Source organism: Rahnella aquatilis CIP 78.65 = ATCC 33071 (assembly GCF_000241955.1).
GTDB classification, from domain to species: Bacteria; Pseudomonadota; Gammaproteobacteria; order Enterobacterales; family Enterobacteriaceae; genus Rahnella; species Rahnella aquatilis.
Genome location: NC_016818.1, coordinates 2,908,274 through 2,927,293 on the forward strand (window position 1 = coordinate 2,908,274; position 19,020 = coordinate 2,927,293).

Below are 19,020 nucleotides of genomic sequence, written 5' to 3' on the forward strand. Positions count from 1 at the left end.
TTCCGATTGTCATATTTGGCCGTCTACGAAAATCTCCCACAACTCTTCTACTGCCCGGGACATCCTTGCTGCGGGTCTGAAAAGTCTGATGTCTATGGGTATCCAAAGCGCACTGTCTTTCTTAGCCGCAACGGCAATGGAGCCGGCATCCACATCCGGCGCTGCTAGGGTTTCTGGTAGCCATGCGATGCCGTCGCCGGCCCTGACCATAGCCAGTAATGTGGCAGCAAGATCGGCAGTGAACGCGATATCCATCCCACGTCTGGCACGATTTACCTGTGAAGTGTTGGAAAGGATCCGGCCGAGTCCGGACTCCGCTGAATAGGACAGGAAGGGAAACTTTTTACTGCCTGAAGCATGCCAGACCGGCTCGCGGGTTGCCGGATCGCATCTGGAATAAGGCAGTAAAGTTTCCCGTCCGAGCCGGACGCTGAGGTATTTGGACTGATCGAGATTGATGTGCATATGAGGATGGTAATAACAAAGTAGAAACTGTGCGTCACCTTTGTCAATCATACGTTCGCAGGCACTTAACGTGTCAGATAACAGGCGAAAAGAGCCGAAGCGCGCGATTTTTTCGTTATTACGCATCAGCGCGGGAAAAAATGAAAATGACAAAGAGTGTGTAGCGGAAAAAATAACGTCCGGTTTGGTTTCTCCCGCTGCTTCTATAGATTCACTTCTCAGGGTATAGAGTGCGCGAATAAGTTCAGGGATCTGCGTGACGAAAACCTCCCCGGCGCGCGTCAGGCTGACGCCCCGACGATTTCTTTCAAAAAGCGGGGTTCCAAGCCACTCTTCCAGCGAAACAATTCTCCTGCTGAATGCTGGCTGCGTCACATATCGTGAAGCTGCTGCACGGGAGAAATTCAGGGACTGTGCCAGAGCCACACAGTCCTCAAGCCAGGTTAATTCAAGATGATGCCTGTTTTGCATTACAGCCTGCCTCTTTGGCATTAGAACGGAATCCATGAACTGCTTAGGATGAAGTCAGACAGGGCAATAAGCTCCCTGAACACTACGTCAATGTATTATGCCAATAAATATATGGCATGACATAACCCATTGCGTAGGTACGTAAGTTAGATGTTATTTGACTGAGAACTGCCGGAGAGAACATGCGTATCCTTGACGTTGTAGAAATTACCAAACCCATTGCTTCCCCTATCCGTAACGCTTACATCGATTTCAGCAAGATGACGGCCAGTCTGGTTGCCGTTGTGACAGATGTTGAGGTAGACGGACGCCGCGTAGTGGGATACAGCTTCAACTCTAACGGCCGTTACGGTCAGGGTGGGCTTATCCGTGAACGCTTCCGTAACCGCATCCTCGAAGCCGAACCTGAAAACCTGCTGAATGCCAAAGGCGACAACCTGGATCCGCATAAGATCTGGAACGTCATGATGAGCAACGAAAAGCCGGGCGGTCACGGCGAACGTTCAGTTGCGGTAGGTACGCTGGACATGGCTATCTGGGATGCAACCGCAAAAATTGCTAACAAGCCGTTGTTCCGCCTGCTGGCAGAAATGAAGGGGGTTGAGGCTAATCCGCGCGTCTTCGTATACGCAGCTGGCGGTTATTATTATCCGGGTAAAGACCTGAGCGCGCTGCGTCAGGAAATGCGCGGCTACCTGAACCGCGGCTACAACGTCGTGAAAATGAAAATTGGTGGCGCATCTCTGGAAGAAGACCGCCGTCGTATTGAAGCCGTGCTGGAAGAAATCGGTAGCGAAGCACGACTCGCCGTTGACGCCAATGGCCGCTTCAATCTGGAAACCGGTATTGCCTACGCGAAAATGCTGCGCGAATACCCGCTGTTCTGGTATGAAGAGGTCGGTGATCCGCTTGATTACTCCCTGCAAGCCGCGCTGTCAGAGTTCTACCCGGGCTCAATGGCCACGGGTGAAAACCTCTTCTCTCATCAGGATGCTCGTAACCTGCTGCGTTATGGCGGTATGCGGCCTGACCGTGACTACCTGCAGTTTGACTGCGCGCTCTCTTATGGTCTGGTTGAGTATCTGCGCACGCTTGATGTGCTTGAGCAGTTTGGCTGGTCACCGTCACGCTGCATTCCTCACGGCGGTCACCAGATGTCCCTGAACATTGCCGCCGGTCTCGGCCTGGGTGGCAATGAAAGTTATCCCGATCTGTTCCAGCCTTACGGCGGTTTCCCGGACTCAGTGAAGGTAGAAGGTGGCCATATCATCATGCCGGAACTGCCGGGTATTGGTTTTGAGGGTAAATCAGACCTCATCAAAGAAATGCGGGCTCTGGCTGAATAAGTTCCTGCTGGCATATCGTCTTGCTTAATTTAATGACGCCCTTCCGTTATGTCGAAGGGCGTTGCGGGAAAACCGCAGGTATTTCTTAATGAGGAAGTTATCATGAGTGAGAATGCTCTTAAAGATAATGCACTTACTCCCTGCATAGCATGCTGGCTTACGGCTTTACCCTCTGGCTGCCGACGGCACTCAAGGATTACGGAACGCTCAGTGAATTCTTTCTGATATGCCCTGACTTATTAAATCAATGCATTAACTTTTTACATGTCTTACATTCCAGGGACTGTTGTGTAACCATCACAAACAATGTCAGCTCTTCGGTTGTGTTTCACTTGCCCCCCATCCTTTCTTCAGCATGTCGCTAAGTACAACTCGTGTCCGTTGATCTGCGACCTTAATGCCGCTTGCCCATGCTACAGCCAAGGCTGCGATGAAAATGTCACGCCCGTTCAAATCCCGACGGGCAAGCCCATCATTTTGAGCTGCCTGAAGAATAGTCTCAGTCTTGTCGATGACATTAAGGCAGGCAGGAGTCAAAGCCGACTGAGCCTGGCATGCAGCCTGCAAAGGTTCAGGAAGGCCGTGATAAGCAAGCATCCAGTCGCCCAGCGCGTCGATCCACTTCTCCAGTGATCGTCCGCTATCGCTTTCTTCCGCCTCAATGATCAAACGCTGTTGTTCCAGTACTAAATGATGGTGATCCAGCAGCGAAGCAAGCAATGCATCTTTACTTGGGAAATGACGATAAAGGGTCCCGGCCCCCACCCCTGCTTTTTTGGCAATTGCATCCATAGAAACATTGACGCCTTCGCTCACGAATGCCTGGCGGGCTACATCAAGAATGTGCTTTCGATTACGTTGTGCATCCTTGCGGAGCCCAGTCAGGGAAGATATATCAGTCATAGCAACTTTTTGACCTTGAAAAATGGAGAGAGCCTCCGTATATTCTATTAAACGGAGATATACTCCGGATGATATAGAGTGTGGCTGCGTTGTACAACCGGGCAGCATAGATAACGATATCTGAAGACCAGGCAGATAATGCTCGACATGCACTTCAGCAACGCAAACTGGAGAAATCATTATGAAGATAGGTATTTTAGGCACTGGTAATATCGGAAAAACACTCGTCCAGAAACTGACCAAATCAGGCCATGAAATTAAAGTCGCGAATTCTCGCGGGCCCGAGACGATTGATGTTCAGATCCTGACTTCTGGCGCCCGTGCGGTAACATCTCAGGACGCGATGAAGGACGTAGACGTAATTATTCTCTCAATCCCCTTTGCGAGCCACTCGACGATTAAGCCCCTTATGGCAGAGGTTCCTGAGGAAACTGTAGTGATCGACACTGCTAATTATTATCCGGTACGGGACGGTATAATTCAGGATATTGAGAACGGCATGGTGGAAAGCCTGTGGGTTGCCGGGCTGTTGGGTAGGCCGATTGCCAAGGCATGGAACGCAATAGGAGCACGTGCTTTTGCCGAGTCAGGGATGGCGTCAGGCAATCCAGATCGTATCGCAATTCCCGTCGCAGCAGACCGAAAGAATGATCGTGATATAGCAATGCGATTGGTAGAAGCAACGGGTTTCGATGCATTCGACGCTGGCACTCTGGCTGATTCATGGCGTCAGCAACCCGGAGCGCCAGTTTACTGCACAAACCTCACAAAGCATGAGATGGCTACAGCGCTGGATACGGCAGAAAAAGCACGTCTCCCCAAACGCCGTGACCTGGTAACAGCAGTGGTACTAGAACGTTTCGGCGCAGAGAAGTTGAGTAATTCCGATGCAGATTTCCTCACGACTTTGAACCGCATCATTTACAGATAGATTATGGATTGACTCTCCATGACCCGGCTGTTTTGAGACAGCCGGCTTCCATTCGCTTTTCCGGGACATGTATTGAATCTGTACTAGCAGTTGCGCCATATTGAATGGTAAATCCATATTGCTCATAAACATGCCCTTCTGACCTCTTTTATCCTGGCGAGGATTTGTTCTGTTTGCTGACTTTTCTGGCTGAGATAGTGCGTCATCCAGTGGATCAGCATCTTTTCATCGACACGGAGATCAAATGCTTCTCCTTTACGGCAACGCCAGTCATCATTTAGCCGCAAATCAAATTCAAGGGCGGTTTCTTCATTTTCCGGAAAAGCACCAATGCTGTAGTAAGTATCCTGATAGAACGCACTGACCTGATTAATATGTGTCATCGCGCTACGGTCCGTCTGCAGATAAAAACGAATATCACGGTGCTGTGAGAAGTAACGTTCGGCCGACGCGACCAGATCTTCAACCGTAAATAACGAAAAATAGCCACCCAGCCATTGGATACCGTTGACCAGCCTGTTATTGAGACGTTCAATAAATCCCTTTACATCACCTTTGCGAACCTGATGAATAACGTGCACCCAGCGGGTAGTGAACTCCATAGCAATGAGGCTGGTAGATCGCCCCATTTTCACTGCGTGCACGACCCACTGAGTATGAGCCTGCACGTTTAGCTTCTCCTGCCGTTCGGCGACCGTGTCCTGTACAGAAGACGTGGACTCAAAGAAACCCTCATCGCGACCCTTTTTGTATTTTCCATATAAATGGGCGGCGGCATCGGCGGAGCAGTTGATAATCATCATGGCGTTGTACCCTTAGTCAGTCGCTACGTTGAAACATACCCGAAAGTGACGGTGCGTTAAAGCGCTGACCGACACCTCTTTAGTGTGATAGTTGCCGTATTTACGGGCGGTATGCGGCGGAAGCTCTGCCCGCAAAACCGATGCCTACGGGCATCCGGGCACGCTGTAGATCTCAGAGATCACTTGCATCGTTGCGTCTTCGATCGTTCCTTCATTACGGCATAAAACCCAGCCGTAATTTGCCATTTCTCGCTCGAACGCCCTGGTACAAGCAACATGATCTTCGAGCTTATGAATCACCGTACTACTCAGCCCACGCGGTCGGGCTGCGGCCCTTGCCCATGAAATCTCAGGCGCTGTAACTACTCCGACATGCAGGTCTGGCACTCGCACGCTTCGTTCAAGGTTAAGCTGTAAAATCTCTGCAAACGGGACCCTCCGGCGAAACGCGGCATCCGACGGATACCAGCGATCCATCAGGATAATGCTGTCCGGTGGCTGTTTAGTCAGCACGTGCCGGGAAATCCAGGCGCGGCTATCAGCAAAGCGCTCACAAACCTCTAATTCCAAATCCAGGCTGGGATTTCTGGCGAGCCTGTTAACGAGGGCCATTGTTTCCTTCCTGCAGGGATCGCTTTTTTTCTCGCAAAGTCGGATCACCTTCTTGTTGTCTGCCCTGAGTACTTTCGTGATGGCCTCCAGCAGTGTGGTTTTGCCGGTGCCCTTAGGCCCATCCAGAGAAACAAACAGCGGACGACTCATTCCTGAAATGACGATTGATATAGGGTTTTTGTAAAGCTCAGATCGGGCAAAAGCATCTTATTTCCTTCTTGTGAACAGTTAAACTCTTCAGGTTTCTGCTCAGCTATCAAAGTTCGGTGAGATAACCTCTTTCACTCGAGAAGTGTCATACACCTCCTGGGCCCGCTCCATTTCGGCTCCATGCTCCAGCGCCCATCCGTACAATGCAATAAACGGTTCCTGTAGCGTCTGTGCCAAAGCTGTAAGACTGTATTCCACACTCACCGGCGAAGTAGGAAGCACCTTGCGATATACCAACCCGTTACGTTCGAGACGCTTAAGCGCATCGGACAATGCTTTGTGAGTAATCCCCTCTAATCGGCGGCGGAGTTCATTAAAGCGGGAGGGTTTAGTGCAAAGCACCGTGAGAATTAAAATCGACCATTTGTTCGTGATGTTCTCAAGAATAGGACGGGTTTTCCCTACATCTCTTAAGTCACGGCTATCGATTTGTGTCATAGCGATATACTCCAGGATACTTAGTTTACGTAAAGTGCGTAATTGTTATTAAGTATAAAAATTATATCATCTCTTTTCCCTTCGAACAGGAGTAAACAGATGAGAATATTAGACAACAAAGTGGCCCTGATACTGGGCGGAGCAAAAGGCATTGGTCTCGCAATTAGTCAGAGATTTGCCAGTGAAGGTGCGACAACCTGGTTCACCTCCCGGCGGGATGAAGAGTTAGAAGCCGCCGGACACACTATAAAGGGCAACGCCAGGCCGCTACGTGCTGATGTCAGCCAGATAAACGAACTGACACGGATCGTTGATTTGATCAAGACAGAGTCCGGCCAGATAGATGTGCTGGTCATTAACGCCGGAATGGCAGAATACTCGACGATTGATGACGTCACCCCGGCACATTTTGATTCTATTTTCGGCCTGAATGTGCGCTCACCGCTTTTTGCTATGCAGGCAGCACTTCCCCTGTTGAAAAAGGGAGCGAGCGTCATTCTGATAGGGTCGGTTGCCGATGTGATTGGCACGGCGGGATATGGCGTATACGGTGCCAGTAAAGCGGCACTTCGTTCTTTTGCCCGCACATGGACACGTGAACTCTCCGCCCGCAGCATTCGGATTAATGTGGTCGCCCCTGGCCCTGTCGATACACAGATGATGCTTGCAGCCTCCGAAGAACTCCGTAATGAGATAATCAGCGCAATACCGTTAGCAAGAATGGGCAAACCTGAAGAAGTTGCAAACGCTGCACTATTCCTGGCGAGTGATGAAAGCAGTTATATCGCGGGAGCCGAAATCTGTGTGGACGGTGGGCTGACACAGGTTTAGTTGTCGCGTTGCCTCCGGCACTAAACTGCCCACAAAAACCCGATCCCCACGACACCCATAGTTCGGTTATCAACGAAGTATCGATGGCTTTAATAACTACAATTGAGCAAAATTTTTTTGAGGATGCCAGTTGATGAGAACATCGAACTTTTTTGGCAAAAAAGTCGTGGTTGCGAATTTTGCGATGGCGATTTTCGGTTGGGGCATCGGTTTTTTATGGGCCGCCAATATCCATGTATGCCGGCATCTCCTCATCATGTTTAATGCCTCTAACTTGGGCAATAGATCATCCCTAAGAAAATCACGGGTTGCTTCTTTTGCCATCAATGTATACATTGTATACATTGATTACGAGTTGACGTTGAGGAAAACATGAGCAGAAAAAATAATGTAGTAACCGTAAGATTAACTGATGAGCAACTGAAGGTTTTCACAGACTGGAAGGAAAATTTAGAGGGCGAATTAGGGATCGATGTGCCTTTGGGGGCAGTTATCCGTCGGGCGTTAGATGGCGCTATTCAGATGTATAACCAGCGTATGGATCATGAAGCCCAGGCGGAGATAAATCCGGAGGAACATGCTGCACGAACACAAGGTGCTAACGCCTATATCAGTGACTACAAGGAAGGAAAATAATCATGACCCTCATCGACAGTAAGGCACATCATGCAGGGTTCAGAGAGCATTATGTCGATAATGCTAAGCCCGTGTGGGATATCGGTCGCCCGCAAAAACCTTTCATCGAAAGCGCCTCTGATATACGTGGGCCAATCTTGGATATTGGCTGTGGCACGGGTACGCTTGCCACTTATTTTGCTCAGCGTGGTGAGCAGGTTACCGGGATTGATTTTGTCGAAGAGGCTGTCGGGCGTGCTACCGCGAAGGCGAAGGCCGCGGGTCTTAACATCGACTTTATGGTTAAAGACTTTTTTACTATAGGCAGTTGGGATCGGAAGTTTCAGACCATTATTGACAGTGGGCTGTTTCATATCTTTTCAGGCGATGAGGTGAGAAAAGCGGCTTACCTGGATATCGTGAGTAAATTACTCAGCGATAATGGCCGACTTTATGTTCTGGCCTGTAAAAAAGAAACCGGGATCGATGCAGGTGTTAACGCTGATGAGATTTTTGAGACCTTTCGTGAACGCTTTATCGTTGAGTCATTGCATGAGTTTGAGGCCGAAACCGTCATTGACGCAGCGGAAAACGTCCCCGGCAAGCAGTGGCTAAGTTATTTTGCGGTGATTAAAAAACGCTAATGTTAAAGGGGCTGCGTCCCCCATTTTCAGGATTTAAGGTTCCAGGATAAAAGAGAGAATAAAGATCAGCCGTCTTTGATTAAATGTGCACGCTTATTAGCACATTACCTTTATTTTACTGTGATTCACCTAACCTCAATGAATCACAGCCCGGAGAAGTGAGAATCAAAAGTTCGTGAGCACAATCTTGCCCTGAATACTTCCTGACGCAGCACGCTTATGCGCATCTGCTGCCCTGGCTAAGGGATAGGTGCTATCAATAACCACCCTGATAATTCCTTTTTCCAGAAGATTGCCGGCTTCAACGAGTTGCGCACCACTTGATCGTACTTGCGTGGATGACACGGTAATGTTCTTTTTATTGGCCTCATGCTGGCCGCAAAAACCCACAGGATTAACAAGAAATAGTGCTCCGCCCTTTTTTATACAGCTCAGGAAGCGCTCCATGTTTGACCCCCCCACAGCATCCAGCACGAGATCGACATTGTTTACTACAGTCTCGGCGGCTGTAAGGGTGTAATCGATGAATTCATCCGCACCCAGGCTGCGTAAAAGTTTCTCATGTCGGGACGAAGCTACGGCAATGACTCGCGCCCCTTTCCACTTCGCTATCTGTACGGCAAGATGCCCCACGCCTCCACCGGCACCATTTACCAACACTGTCCGGCCGTCCAATGGAACCGCTGTATGCTGAAATGGCTGGAATGGATTTGGTGCGTCGTGACCCCGTTCAACAAGGAATTGCCAGGCCGTAAGAAGCGACATCGGTGCACCCGCTGCCTCAATATGTGTGATCCGCTGAGGTTTTAACGCCAGTTCCGATGAGGGAATACTCACATAGTCTGCATAGGCACCGCTGCCATTCATTATCCCTTCCGGAAAACGCACCATTGAATAGACCTCATCTCCTGGGCTGAACCCGGAGACGTTATCACCGACCGCTGCAACAACTCCGGATACATCAGTTCCCGGAATGAGCGGGAATGTTGGGTTTGGCCACCATTGAGGCGGAAGCGCCCGATAACCTTCCCTCAGATACCCGTCAGGCGGATTAAGGCTGGCTGCATGCACTTGAACAAGTACTTCGTCGCTTCCCATAAAGGGTCGTGCCGCGTCTTCATACAACAGATTCTCTGGTCCGCCAAAGGCATGCAGTTGTACGGCTTTCATTACGTCAGTCATCATAATCTCACTCATAAAGGACTCAGGTGACAAATGATATAACTACTCTCTGAGATTGATAATCAGGCTGGATTTCGCTTTAATTGTGCCATGAAGGAACAAATAGGTTTTGAAAGACTCACGGGTCTTATTGCATTCGCTCGCGCAGGCGCGCTCGGTAGCTATACTGCCGCTGCCCGTTCGCTGACGGTCTCACCTTCGGCAATCAGTAAGAGCATTCAGCGGCTGGAAAATCATCTGGGCGTCACTTTATTTGCACGGACCACGCGTTCATTGGTTTTGACTGCGGAAGGCCGCGAGCTTCACGAGCGCGTTTTACAATTGCTGCAGGTTGCTGAGGACATTGAGCAGTTAGCAAAACGAAAACGCGCGGAGCCAGCAGGGACATTACGAATTTCGGCATCGTATCCGATCGGTCTGCATATGATTGCCCCTGTCATTCCACAGTTCTGCACGATATACCCCAATGTGAAAATTGATCTACGGTTGAGCGATCGCGTGTTAAGTCTCGTTGATGAGAATATTGATATTGCTGTCCGTCTGGGCGACCTTGCGGATTCAAATCTCCTTTCGCGTCGCCTCTCATCCTATAGGATGGGTTGTTATGCTTCTCCGGAATATCTGGCACAATGCGCGCCCCCAAAACACCCTAATGACCTTATGGGGCATAAGACAGTCAATCTTCGTTACCAGAACACCGGGCAGCTTTTTCGCTGGCCATTCCAGGTTGGGGGGCGAGAGATTGAAATTTTGCCATCATCAAATGTCGTTGTTGATGCAAGCGAGGTCGTGCTGGCGTCAATTGTTGCCGGTGCTGGGATAGGAATGGCGACGAGCTTTATGGCTGATTCGTGGGTAAAGAATGAAAAACTCGTTCCCCTGCTGACGGATTTTACCGTAGAGCGGCATAATATTTCTGCACTATGGCATGAAAGTCGGCGCTCGAATCCTGCTGTTCGGGCATTCCTGGATCATCTGATTGGACATTTTTAAATTCTTTTAACCAGCTTGCGTATATTCAGGTCACCAGAATGATGAATCTGTCCGCTGTGAGCGATGAGCGGACGTTATATTTTTAAGCCTGTTCGTACACAATTATGCTTTTCTGTTGAAACAATGCTGTAGCATCAGTATGTTGTGATAAAGGCATGGTTACACAAATCCTTCCAGTATCTGCTTTGCTTGAATATAATCGTAAGACGTAACTTCTATTTTGTTATTACTGAGATCGCTAAAGTATACGGACATCGATACTTCATGGTCGCTGACGGTAAAAGGGATTTCGTTGTTCTTGAGGATCGGTATTAGCTCGATGAAAGATTGTGCTCTCACTCCGAAAGCCATCGTATGACCAGGATGCTGAGATTCTCTAAGGAAAAGGGAAAGTGACGCCCCGTTATTGCTTATGACCAGCGGTCCACCCTGTTCAAACCAGAAGTACAGCGAGCTGTCGCGTGAGAAGCCAAGGACCTCTTTATACCAGTGTTCTGCCTGCTCAATATCTTCAACGTATACATGTATATGATCGATCTCAGCTATCTTCATAACGCCACCACCTGATTTTTCTTACCGGAAATACTCGCTGAAGCATTTTTAATAAACAACCCGCAAAGCACATGATAACCAGAAATTTATCTTAAATGCTTATCGCACATATTCAGTGGTTGACGTCCACTGTTGGCACAAACCGGCCCATTACATTGGAAACGTCGGCTCTGAGCGAGCAGCGGACCTTTTATAAAGACTTTTTCATAAAGATACGGCTTGTTCCTTCGGGTTTGCAGCCAATACGTCCGAATTCTTCCCAACCGTGCTTTTTATAGAAATCAGGGGCCTGAAAACTAATTGTGTATAAGAATGCCGAAGTGCATCCCCTTTTTCTTCCTTCCTCTTCGAAGCGGTTAAGTATTTCTGTACCAACCCCCATATTCCGCAACTCCGGTGGAAGATAGAAAAGGTCTATAAAAAGTAGGCCTAACGAAGAGCGTCCTTGCATTCCGCCTAATATTTCACCAGTTTCATTTGATTTTACCAATACAGATAATTGCTGACGATCACTCATCCCCGTCATTAAGTCATTGAAACTGTTCAAACCTTCTTCAATAGGAAGTAATTGTTCCGCATTTGGATTGGCGCAGACTTCTAAATTTATCCCCTCGACAAAGCTATTCATTTCAAATGTCCTTTTAAATTAAATAACTGTATAAAAATACAGATTTCAAATGAAATCTCCAGAGTTTTGTCGTTTATAGTTAACGCTTAAGCTGCATCATCATGAAATTCCGCTCTGGCACACAGCAGGCAAACACGTGACGCTGAAGGTTTGCTGTGAGCGAACAGCGGAAGTTCGCAATTGTTAAAGCCGTTAAGGTGGAAATCACTTGCATTTTTGTGTGTTAATTAACGGGTAGAACGTCAAAGTGAGTGAACAGAAAATGAGTGTTAATGAATTTTATTTGGATGGAGCATGCGTCCTATCTGAAAAAGAATTTCATTCTATTATTTCTTTATCTTTAAACTTTGGACCTTACTATGGCAGAAATCTTGATGCATTGTGGGATCGCCTTAGCACTGATATTGAAAGACCAGTAAAAATAATATGGTTGAATTCCGAGCTATCCAAGGTGGGTCTTGGCAATTATTTCGATAAAATCATCGAGGTTTTTGAGAGGGTAAAACTGCAAGATCTGAGTTTTAATTGGGAAGAGAAGTTCGATTATTTACTGAAATAACTCATGCCAACTGGACATTGGCCTGCTCCCCTTTAGCCAATGTAAGGCGGACTTAATAAAGTCCGCTCCTGGCACAGGCTGTGTGAAAACTTTTTTGGCCGCTGAAACTGCCAAAAACAGAGCTGAAAACCGCGCTCATACGTAAAATTCGGCTCTACTAAACCAGTCGATCAATTCCAGATTTGCGTAGACTTGCGCACTTCAGTTTTTGGTCAGGGTTTTCACACAGCCTGGGCACACAGCAGACAAACACGTGACGCTGAAGGTCTGCTGCGAGCGAACAGCGGACGTTCGTATAGTGTAAAAATGGCAATGTTGCTTACATCGTCAGAGCTGTCAGCGAAGTGTTGACCATTTTGCAGGGTGTCCGATGAATTCACGCAATGCGTCGAGAAATACCGTAACTCTGGCTGGCGGATTGCGTAACGTACGTAGAGCATATATTCCTGTAGATACATGCAGTTGCGAGATAATTTCCGGGAAGAGTTGTACCAGCGCGCCACTGTTAATGTCATCACCTGCCACCCAGTCCGGCAGGAACGCGATCCCCAGCCCCTCAACCGCAGCCTGACGCATCGCTTCGAAATCATCACAGCCAAACATGGGCTGGCTAGTGTTTTCTCTGGCCGGATGGCCAATCACACTCGACCAGCAAAGCAGATCGGCACCGTGCAGCTTATCGATTAAACGATGTGAGGCGATGTCATCCAGCGAGGTGGGAATCCCCGCGTTTTCCAGGTAGGCCGGGCTTGCGCACAGCACACGTATTTGCGTTGCTATTTTGCTGGCAATCAACGTGCTGTCGGCCATATCACCAATACGGATGACAACATCAAGGCGTTCAGCAACGGGGTCTGCCAGCCGTTCGGTCAGATCCAAATCGAGGCTCAGGTCCGGATACTGGCGAGAAAGTTTTGCCATCACCGGCAGCACATAGCGTTTACCAAATGTGGGATAACACGCCACTCTCAGCACGCCGGTTACTTCACCCTTCATTGACGCCAGTTCCTGCTGCGTATCCACCAGTGAATCGAGGATCTGTCTGGCGCGAATCAGCAGTATTTCCCCAGCATCGGTCAGGGTTAAATGCCGTGTAGACCGCAAAAAGAGCGGAGTATCCAGGTAAGCTTCCAGCGCATCAATCTGGCGTCCTATCGAGGAGGGCGTGCGTCCGCGGCGGCGACCAGCACCCGAAAAACTGCTCTCACGGGCGACATCGACAAAGACTCCAAGGAACTCGGCAAATTTCTCTGATTGCATCTGTGCATTTCTTGCATAGCTGTTGTGGGGAGAAGCCATCTTATCAGTTATGTACGCTGAACTTAATATCCCCTCAGCCGAATGACATTACATAAACACGCACACGCTGAGGATAACGACCATGCAAAATCATCAATACGATCCCCTTTATCTTTTCATCGACGGTAACTGGATTGAAGCGGGCAATCGCGACACCGTCGCTGTGATTAACCCAGCAACCGAAGTCACCATCGGCCGCTTGCCGCTGGCGACCGCCGCCGATCTTGAACGTGCTCTTTCAGCCACCCGTTCTGGTTTTGACGTCTGGCGCCATACCGTGCCTGCCGAACGCGCCCGCATTATGAAAAATGCCGCCGCCCTGATGCGCGAACGCGCTGAACATATTGCCTCGCTAATGACGCTGGAAGAAGGTAAACCCCTGTATGAAAGCCGCGACGAAGTGCTGCGGGCAGCCGACTATTTTGAATGGTTTGCAGAGGAAGTCCGCCGCATTGATGGACGTGTTGTACCGTCAAATCGCCCCGGTGTGCTACAACTGGTCAAAAGAGAGCCCATCGGCCCGGTTGCCGCCTTTACCCCGTGGAATTTCCCGGCCATTACCCCGGCACGCAAATTATCAGCGGCACTGGCCGCTGGTTGTAGCGTAATCCTGAAACCCGGTGAAGAGAGCCCGGCGACGGCGCTGGCTCTGGCACGCTGCCTGGATGATGCCGGTTTGCCTAAAGGCGTACTGCAAATTGTGTTTGGCGTGCCAGATCAGGTTTCCGCCACTCTTATCGCCTCACCGGTTATTCGCAAAGTGGCATTCACCGGTTCTGTACCGGTAGGTCGACTGCTGTCTGAGCGTGCTGCCGCAGGTGTTAAACCAATTACCCTGGAACTTGGCGGCCATGGACCGGTACTGGTTTTTGCCGACGCAGACATTGAAGCGGCGGCGGTTGGCGGGGCGGCTAACCGGTTCCGGGGCACTGGCCAAATCTGTATCTCTTCAACCCGCTTTCTTATTCAGCGTAGTGTTTACACACAGTTTGTCGAACGCTTTGTGAGTGCGACGGAGCAACTGGTTATCGGCGATGGGATGGCAGAAAACACCCAGGTGGGGCCGCTGGCGAATATCCGCCAGCTGGAAAAAATGGAAGCGTTGATTGCCGATGCTGTCGCCCTGGGCGCGAAAGTGCTCACAGGTGGGAAACGACTCAACCGTCCAGGCTTTTTCTTTGAACCCACGGTGCTTGCCGATGTGCCGATGGAAGCACGGATCATGCACGAAGAACCCTTTGGCCCAATTGCCGTGATGCGTCCGTTCGACGCGCTTGAGGATGGTCTGGCAGAAGCAAACCGTCTGCCGTATGCCCTGTCAGCTTACGCTTTTACGCGAGACGCCCGTACCGTTCTGGATGTTGGTGATGGCCTTGAAGCCGGGATGATCGGCATTAATCAGTACCGCATGGTGGCGACGGAACTGCCTTTCGGCGGAATGAAAGAAAGCGGGCATGGTTCAGAGGGCGGTCGGGAAGGTATCAGCCATTACCTAGTGAATAAATTCATCAGCCAAATCTAAAACACACTATCACTGATGACAGAATATAAGAGGAACTGACCATGAAACCTGTTGATTTTACTCGCCCGCGTGAAGCTGCCCGCGCATTTACCCCTAAACTTTCCGACTTCGTTGAGCAACCGCTGTATTCCGATGTCTGGACAGATCCGGACCTGGCACCCCGCGACCGTAGTCTGATTACCATCGCCTGTCTTATTGCGCTGAATCACTCCAATGAACTACCGGCCCACTTGCGTCGCGGCATTGAAAACGGTCTGACCAAAACAGAAATTTCCGCCCTGATTACGCACATGGCGTTTTACGCAGGCTTTCCGGCAGCGATTACCGCGTCTGGCTATGCCAATGCCACGTTTGACGACCAGGCCTGAACGACGGGTTATCCATCTTCTTATTTCGGGAAACAGAATCATGAAAGCAATCACCTTTGATCAATTCGGCCCGGCTGATGTATTTAACATCAGTGAAGTCGCAGACCCACAGTTACGTCCTAATGATCTGCTGATCCGCACGCGGGCGGCGGGGGTCAACCGGGCCGATCTCACCCACCGACGCGGCGGGTATGGCCGCCCTGATTTCGGCGACTCGACGATTATGGGGCTGGAAATCGCCGGTGACGTTATTGCCGTTGGAGAGAATGTAAAAGGCTATAATGTGGGTGACCGTGTTATGGGTATCGTCGGGGGCGGGGCTTACGCGGAAATGGCCCGCATTGATTACCGGATGGCTATGCCGGTGCCGGAAGGTATGGACTATATCCATGCGGCGGCCATTACCGAGGTCTTTGTAACCGCGCATGAAGCGCTTATCCATCTGGGTAAACTGAAACCCACGGAAACGGTACTGATCCACGCCGGAGCCGGCGGTGTGGGAGGCGCCGCCGTGCAACTGGCGCATGCGACTGGCGCGACGGTAATCACCACCGCGAATGCTGCAGCGCACGATCTCGTTCGCCGCCTGGGTGCCGATCATGCCATTGATTATGTGACGGAAGACTTCTCCAAGGTTGTCGCCAGCATCACGGATAACAAGGGGGTGGATCTTATTCTCGATTTTATTGGCGCGCCTTATTTTGAACGGAACGTGAACGCACTCAACTTTGGCGGACGTCTGGTGCAGATTGGCATTATGGGGGGCATTGAAAACGCGAAGATCCCGCTGGATCGGGTGTTGTACCGCCATCTGCAGATTATCGGTACGGTAATGAAATCGCGTTCGCAAGAAGTGAAACATGAAATGTCCCGCCGCTTTAAAGAGTGCTGGTTAACCCGCTTCGGAAAAGATGGGCTGAGCCCGGTGATTGACAGCGTGTTCCCGCTGGCTGAAGCCAGCAAAGCTCACCAGCGTATGGAAGACGGCCTCAACGTCGGAAAAATTGTGTTGACGATGTAAATGACGCAAACGAGAAGTTTTTTTCTGCCTTTTCGCCGCAATCCCTTCGCTATCCGACATGAACAGCCCGCGCAATACCTCAGGGCTGTTCGATGTCAGAGAATGAATCAAGTGCCGCCATAAAAAAAGATCACTAATGGGTTAAAAGTAATATCAGAGTATTGCTGTTACATTGTTTGTCAAAGCTAAGTTCAGGTGTCTGTGGTTGGGGTGGGGCTAATTTGAAATGTCCGCTTCTGGCACGAAGCAGACATGCGGGCGTAAATGCTCCGCTTTGAGCGAACAGCAGACGTTTACTGAGGACTACTAAATATTTTCATCATTTTAAGCATAACATCCCTGTTGTGAATCTGAAGGGTTTTGGTTATAAAAACAGCAAGATAACTCATTGAATGAATCAAAAACTCAGGAGACATTTTGCCGATAACTACCTCTCGACTGCATCTTCGCCCTGTAATCAACTCAGACGGAGATGATCTTTTCAGAATTTATGGCGACCCTGCCACAAATACGTTTAATCCTGCAGGACCGTATCCTGATATTGATTATGCTCGTGATGTCTTGGCTCGATGGCTTAAACACTGGGAAGATTACGGTTTCGGAAACTGGGCTATCTCGTTAAAAGATAATCCTGAAAGGATTATCGGTTTTGGCGGGCTAAACATCCGCAGTTATGCCGATATTTCTATCAATAACTTGGGATATCGTTTCTCCACTGAGTCATGGGGAAAAGGCCTGGCGACAGAGTTTGCTAACTATGCGGTCAGCTATGGGTTTAATGAGCTCAAACTGCCTGATATATCTGCCACAGTAAGAGCAAATCACCTGGCGTCACAGAAAGTCCTAACGAATGCCGGACTAAGGTATGTACGTGACATTCATGATGTGGAAAATGCTCCAGCCAGCATGCTGTTTGCACTGACCCATGCCGAATGGCACAAACAATAATGTTGATTTACAACGTATTGGGACGACACATTGGGATCAAGCGCGAAGATGATCGCTACTGATATTTCGCGCAGACCTGACAGAGCGAAAACTTTCCCGGCTTTACAATATTACTATTCCGGACAGTATGGCAGAAGACGACATCATTGGCTGGCTGGGCGATATTTTCCATGAAGCAGCAACAGAGCGTCATCCTGATGTGATACGTGTTGAATAGCAATCTGTCAGACTCACCCCCTAATACAACCGTTTTACCATAAGTCCTTCAACTTCCGCTCATGGCACGAAGCAGACTGGCAAGCAGGGCGGTGTCCGCTGTGAGCGATCTGCGGACGTTCGCAATTTATCGATAAAAGATGCAGGCTTGTAAAACGGTCGCGCATTTATCTTGTAGAAATAAAGCAGGCTTTCTATATAGTTGGATGATGAACTTTCAAATCTCAGCAGGTAATTGCATGATCTTAAGTGTTAATCACGTTGGTTTTTCAGTTAAAAACATTGAAGACTCATTATTTTTTTGGACTCAGATTCTTGGAGGTAAATTATTACGTGAAGGAAAAATGTCCGGACCTATAATCGATGAGGTAACAGGTGCAAGGGGAGCTGATGTACGAATGGCTTTGCTTGAACTGGCTGATATTCGAATTGAATTACTACAGTACAATAACATTGAGCAGCCAGAAGAACCTTCAGCGCCCTATATCCCAGGCTACGCTCACCTTGCTTTTAATGTAGAGGATCTTGATACGCTCTTGGGCAAAGTATCGGACTACGGCTGGAAGACGCCGGGTAAACCTCAGACAGTATTGTCAGGCCCCATGCAGGGAACCAGAGTAATATATTTACAAAGCCCTGATGGTCAGACGCTTGAATTGATGGAACGCAGTCAATGAGGCCCACATATCATGACCTGTTATCCTCTAATTAAAACAGAGATGTTTGCAAAGTCCGCTTCTGGCACCAAGCCGTCATCAAGGAATCTTAGTCATCTTAGCGCGAGGAGCGGAAGTACAGTAAAAGATATAAGACTTTCCCTGATACAATTGCAGTAATATCAAGCGCATCATTTGGCTTACACTTTTTATTCACACATAAATAGAAATGTTATTGTATAAAAAGGTGCATAGCCGCGGGTAATCCAAACACTTGCGCACCGTTAGTCATTATCGTGGCTCGTGGTAAACCGCCTCAATATTATACCCGTCAGGATCAAGGATGAACGCGGCGTAATATCCGTGGTGATACTGAGGCCGGTATCCCGGCGCACCATTATCTTTTCCACCAGCCTGAAGGGCGCTAGAGTGGAATGCGTCCACTGCCTCTTTGTTTTTTGCACTGAAGGCAATATGCATCCTGGGCGTGGAGGGCCTACCCTGAGTGATCCAGAACGCGCCCCCCGGATCGGCCCCTTCATCAGGTTTGGCTGGACCAAAACCTACCGCTTTATCCGGGATTTCAAGCCGGACAATATGACCAAGGCTTGCCAGAACTCGCTTGTAAAACAGTTTACTGTCTTCAAGATTGGTGACGCTGAATCCGGTGTGATCAATCATTCTTATACTCCTGTCAGCAAAGAAGAATATGTAGTAAAACATTCAACCACCGGATGATGTTTGATTTGGCATAAGAACAGATGATTATGTCAGTGCTATTTCTGTGAAATTATTCACACAGATTCA

23 protein-coding genes and 1 pseudogene are annotated in these 19,020 nt (G+C 49.1%); 13 read left to right on the top strand and 11 right to left on the bottom strand.

What is annotated here, in order from left to right; all coding sequences use genetic code 11:
* Window positions 1-9: 9 nt before the first annotated feature.
* Complete coding sequence (locus RAHAQ2_RS13115) at window positions 10-936, bottom strand: LysR family transcriptional regulator (protein ID WP_015697700.1); 927 nt, start codon at window positions 934-936, stop codon at window positions 10-12.
* Between the two features lie 182 nt (window positions 937-1,118).
* Here RAHAQ2_RS13115 and RAHAQ2_RS13120 point away from each other — a divergent pair, with 182 nt between their 5' ends.
* A complete protein-coding gene (locus RAHAQ2_RS13120) occupies window positions 1,119-2,282 on the top strand; it encodes a mandelate racemase/muconate lactonizing enzyme family protein (protein ID WP_015697701.1) in 1,164 nt (387 codons plus the stop codon).
* A 309-nt stretch (window positions 2,283-2,591) separates the two neighbouring features.
* Here RAHAQ2_RS13120 and RAHAQ2_RS13125 read toward each other — a convergent pair whose 3' ends face one another.
* Window positions 2,592-3,185 carry a TetR/AcrR family transcriptional regulator gene (locus RAHAQ2_RS13125; protein ID WP_037039763.1) on the bottom strand — a complete coding sequence of 198 codons (594 nt, stop codon included), beginning with the start codon at window positions 3,183-3,185 and terminating at the stop codon, window positions 2,592-2,594.
* 181 nt (window positions 3,186-3,366) lie between these two features.
* Here RAHAQ2_RS13125 and RAHAQ2_RS13130 point away from each other — a divergent pair, with 181 nt between their 5' ends.
* The gene (locus RAHAQ2_RS13130) at window positions 3,367-4,116 is read left to right on the top strand and encodes an NADPH-dependent F420 reductase (protein ID WP_015697703.1); all 750 of its coding nucleotides are present in this window, start codon (window positions 3,367-3,369) and stop codon (window positions 4,114-4,116) included.
* Window positions 4,117-4,238: 122 nt separating this feature from the next.
* On the opposite strand, the gene RAHAQ2_RS13135 is transcribed toward RAHAQ2_RS13130, so the two are convergent.
* From RAHAQ2_RS13135 to RAHAQ2_RS13145, 3 genes are all read right to left on the bottom strand, one after another.
* Window positions 4,239-4,919, bottom strand: coding sequence for a DUF6933 domain-containing protein (locus RAHAQ2_RS13135; protein ID WP_015697704.1), 681 nt, complete (start codon window positions 4,917-4,919; stop codon window positions 4,239-4,241).
* A gap of 144 nt (window positions 4,920-5,063) precedes the next feature.
* Window positions 5,064-5,681 (bottom strand): dTMP kinase, encoded by a 618-nt coding sequence (locus tag RAHAQ2_RS13140; protein WP_015697705.1) that lies wholly within the window; start codon window positions 5,679-5,681, stop codon window positions 5,064-5,066.
* Between the two features lie 99 nt (window positions 5,682-5,780).
* Window positions 5,781-6,179, bottom strand: a complete 399-nt coding sequence (locus RAHAQ2_RS13145; protein ID WP_015697706.1) for a winged helix-turn-helix transcriptional regulator — start codon at window positions 6,177-6,179, stop codon at window positions 5,781-5,783.
* A 99-nt stretch (window positions 6,180-6,278) separates the two neighbouring features.
* On the opposite strand from RAHAQ2_RS13145, the gene RAHAQ2_RS13150 reads away from it, so the two are divergent.
* Window positions 6,279-7,010: an SDR family NAD(P)-dependent oxidoreductase gene (locus tag RAHAQ2_RS13150; RefSeq protein ID WP_015697707.1), complete on the top strand. Its 732-nt coding sequence runs from the start codon at window positions 6,279-6,281 to the stop codon at window positions 7,008-7,010.
* A gap of 96 nt (window positions 7,011-7,106) precedes the next feature.
* On the opposite strand, the gene RAHAQ2_RS25700 is transcribed toward RAHAQ2_RS13150, so the two are convergent.
* Window positions 7,107-7,334, bottom strand: a complete 228-nt coding sequence (locus tag RAHAQ2_RS25700) for a hypothetical protein (protein ID WP_156105440.1) — start codon at window positions 7,332-7,334, stop codon at window positions 7,107-7,109.
* A gap of 48 nt (window positions 7,335-7,382) precedes the next feature.
* Here RAHAQ2_RS25700 and RAHAQ2_RS13160 point away from each other — a divergent pair, with 48 nt between their 5' ends.
* Window positions 7,383-7,646 carry a hypothetical protein gene (locus tag RAHAQ2_RS13160; protein ID WP_015697709.1) on the top strand — a complete coding sequence of 88 codons (264 nt, stop codon included), beginning with the start codon at window positions 7,383-7,385 and terminating at the stop codon, window positions 7,644-7,646.
* A gap of 2 nt (window positions 7,647-7,648) precedes the next feature.
* The gene (locus RAHAQ2_RS13165; RefSeq protein ID WP_015697710.1) at window positions 7,649-8,269 is read left to right on the top strand and encodes a class I SAM-dependent methyltransferase; all 621 of its coding nucleotides are present in this window, start codon (window positions 7,649-7,651) and stop codon (window positions 8,267-8,269) included.
* Between the two features lie 165 nt (window positions 8,270-8,434).
* Here the strand turns inward: RAHAQ2_RS13165 and RAHAQ2_RS13170 are convergent, their stop codons facing one another.
* Entirely contained in the window at window positions 8,435-9,451 is a 1,017-nt protein-coding gene (locus tag RAHAQ2_RS13170; protein ID WP_037039771.1) for an NADP-dependent oxidoreductase, read from the bottom strand.
* A 90-nt stretch (window positions 9,452-9,541) separates the two neighbouring features.
* Between RAHAQ2_RS13170 and RAHAQ2_RS13175 the strand changes: the two genes are divergently transcribed.
* Window positions 9,542-10,444, top strand: coding sequence for a LysR family transcriptional regulator (locus RAHAQ2_RS13175; protein WP_015697712.1), 903 nt, complete (start codon window positions 9,542-9,544; stop codon window positions 10,442-10,444).
* Window positions 10,445-10,603: 159 nt separating this feature from the next.
* Here RAHAQ2_RS13175 and RAHAQ2_RS13180 read toward each other — a convergent pair whose 3' ends face one another.
* Together RAHAQ2_RS13180 and RAHAQ2_RS13185 are read right to left on the bottom strand one after the other, a co-directional pair.
* Entirely contained in the window at window positions 10,604-10,996 is a 393-nt protein-coding gene (locus tag RAHAQ2_RS13180) for a VOC family protein (protein WP_015697713.1), read from the bottom strand.
* A gap of 190 nt (window positions 10,997-11,186) precedes the next feature.
* Window positions 11,187-11,624 carry a GNAT family N-acetyltransferase gene (locus RAHAQ2_RS13185; protein ID WP_015697714.1) on the bottom strand — a complete coding sequence of 146 codons (438 nt, stop codon included), beginning with the start codon at window positions 11,622-11,624 and terminating at the stop codon, window positions 11,187-11,189.
* Between the two features lie 247 nt (window positions 11,625-11,871).
* Here RAHAQ2_RS13185 and RAHAQ2_RS13190 point away from each other — a divergent pair, with 247 nt between their 5' ends.
* Complete coding sequence (locus RAHAQ2_RS13190; protein WP_148267129.1) at window positions 11,872-12,183, top strand: barstar family protein; 312 nt, start codon at window positions 11,872-11,874, stop codon at window positions 12,181-12,183.
* 336 nt (window positions 12,184-12,519) lie between these two features.
* On the opposite strand, the gene RAHAQ2_RS13195 is transcribed toward RAHAQ2_RS13190, so the two are convergent.
* Window positions 12,520-13,443 (bottom strand): LysR family transcriptional regulator, encoded by a 924-nt coding sequence (locus RAHAQ2_RS13195; protein WP_015697716.1) that lies wholly within the window; start codon window positions 13,441-13,443, stop codon window positions 12,520-12,522.
* 121 nt (window positions 13,444-13,564) lie between these two features.
* Here RAHAQ2_RS13195 and RAHAQ2_RS13200 point away from each other — a divergent pair, with 121 nt between their 5' ends.
* The 6 genes and pseudogenes from RAHAQ2_RS13200 to RAHAQ2_RS13225 all read left to right on the top strand — a co-directional run bounded on the left by RAHAQ2_RS13200 (window position 13,565) and on the right by RAHAQ2_RS13225 (window position 18,234).
* Entirely contained in the window at window positions 13,565-15,004 is a 1,440-nt protein-coding gene (locus tag RAHAQ2_RS13200; protein WP_015697717.1) for an NAD-dependent succinate-semialdehyde dehydrogenase, read from the top strand.
* Between the two features lie 41 nt (window positions 15,005-15,045).
* Window positions 15,046-15,372, top strand: a complete 327-nt coding sequence (locus RAHAQ2_RS13205) for a carboxymuconolactone decarboxylase family protein (protein ID WP_015697718.1) — start codon at window positions 15,046-15,048, stop codon at window positions 15,370-15,372.
* Window positions 15,373-15,412: 40 nt separating this feature from the next.
* Entirely contained in the window at window positions 15,413-16,393 is a 981-nt protein-coding gene (locus RAHAQ2_RS13210; RefSeq protein ID WP_015697719.1) for an NAD(P)H-quinone oxidoreductase, read from the top strand.
* A 417-nt stretch (window positions 16,394-16,810) separates the two neighbouring features.
* Window positions 16,811-17,341 carry a GNAT family N-acetyltransferase gene (locus RAHAQ2_RS13215; RefSeq protein WP_015697720.1) on the top strand — a complete coding sequence of 177 codons (531 nt, stop codon included), beginning with the start codon at window positions 16,811-16,813 and terminating at the stop codon, window positions 17,339-17,341.
* A pseudogene (locus RAHAQ2_RS13220) lies at window positions 17,341-17,558 on the top strand (DUF7661 family protein). Before RAHAQ2_RS13215 ends, RAHAQ2_RS13220 begins: the two are co-directional and overlap by 1 nt.
* 238 nt (window positions 17,559-17,796) lie before the next feature.
* Complete coding sequence (locus tag RAHAQ2_RS13225) at window positions 17,797-18,234, top strand: VOC family protein (protein ID WP_015697722.1); 438 nt, start codon at window positions 17,797-17,799, stop codon at window positions 18,232-18,234.
* A 270-nt stretch (window positions 18,235-18,504) separates the two neighbouring features.
* Here RAHAQ2_RS13225 and RAHAQ2_RS13230 read toward each other — a convergent pair whose 3' ends face one another.
* Window positions 18,505-18,894, bottom strand: a complete 390-nt coding sequence (locus RAHAQ2_RS13230; RefSeq protein WP_015697723.1) for a VOC family protein — start codon at window positions 18,892-18,894, stop codon at window positions 18,505-18,507.
* Between the last annotated feature and the right edge of the window lie 126 nt (window positions 18,895-19,020).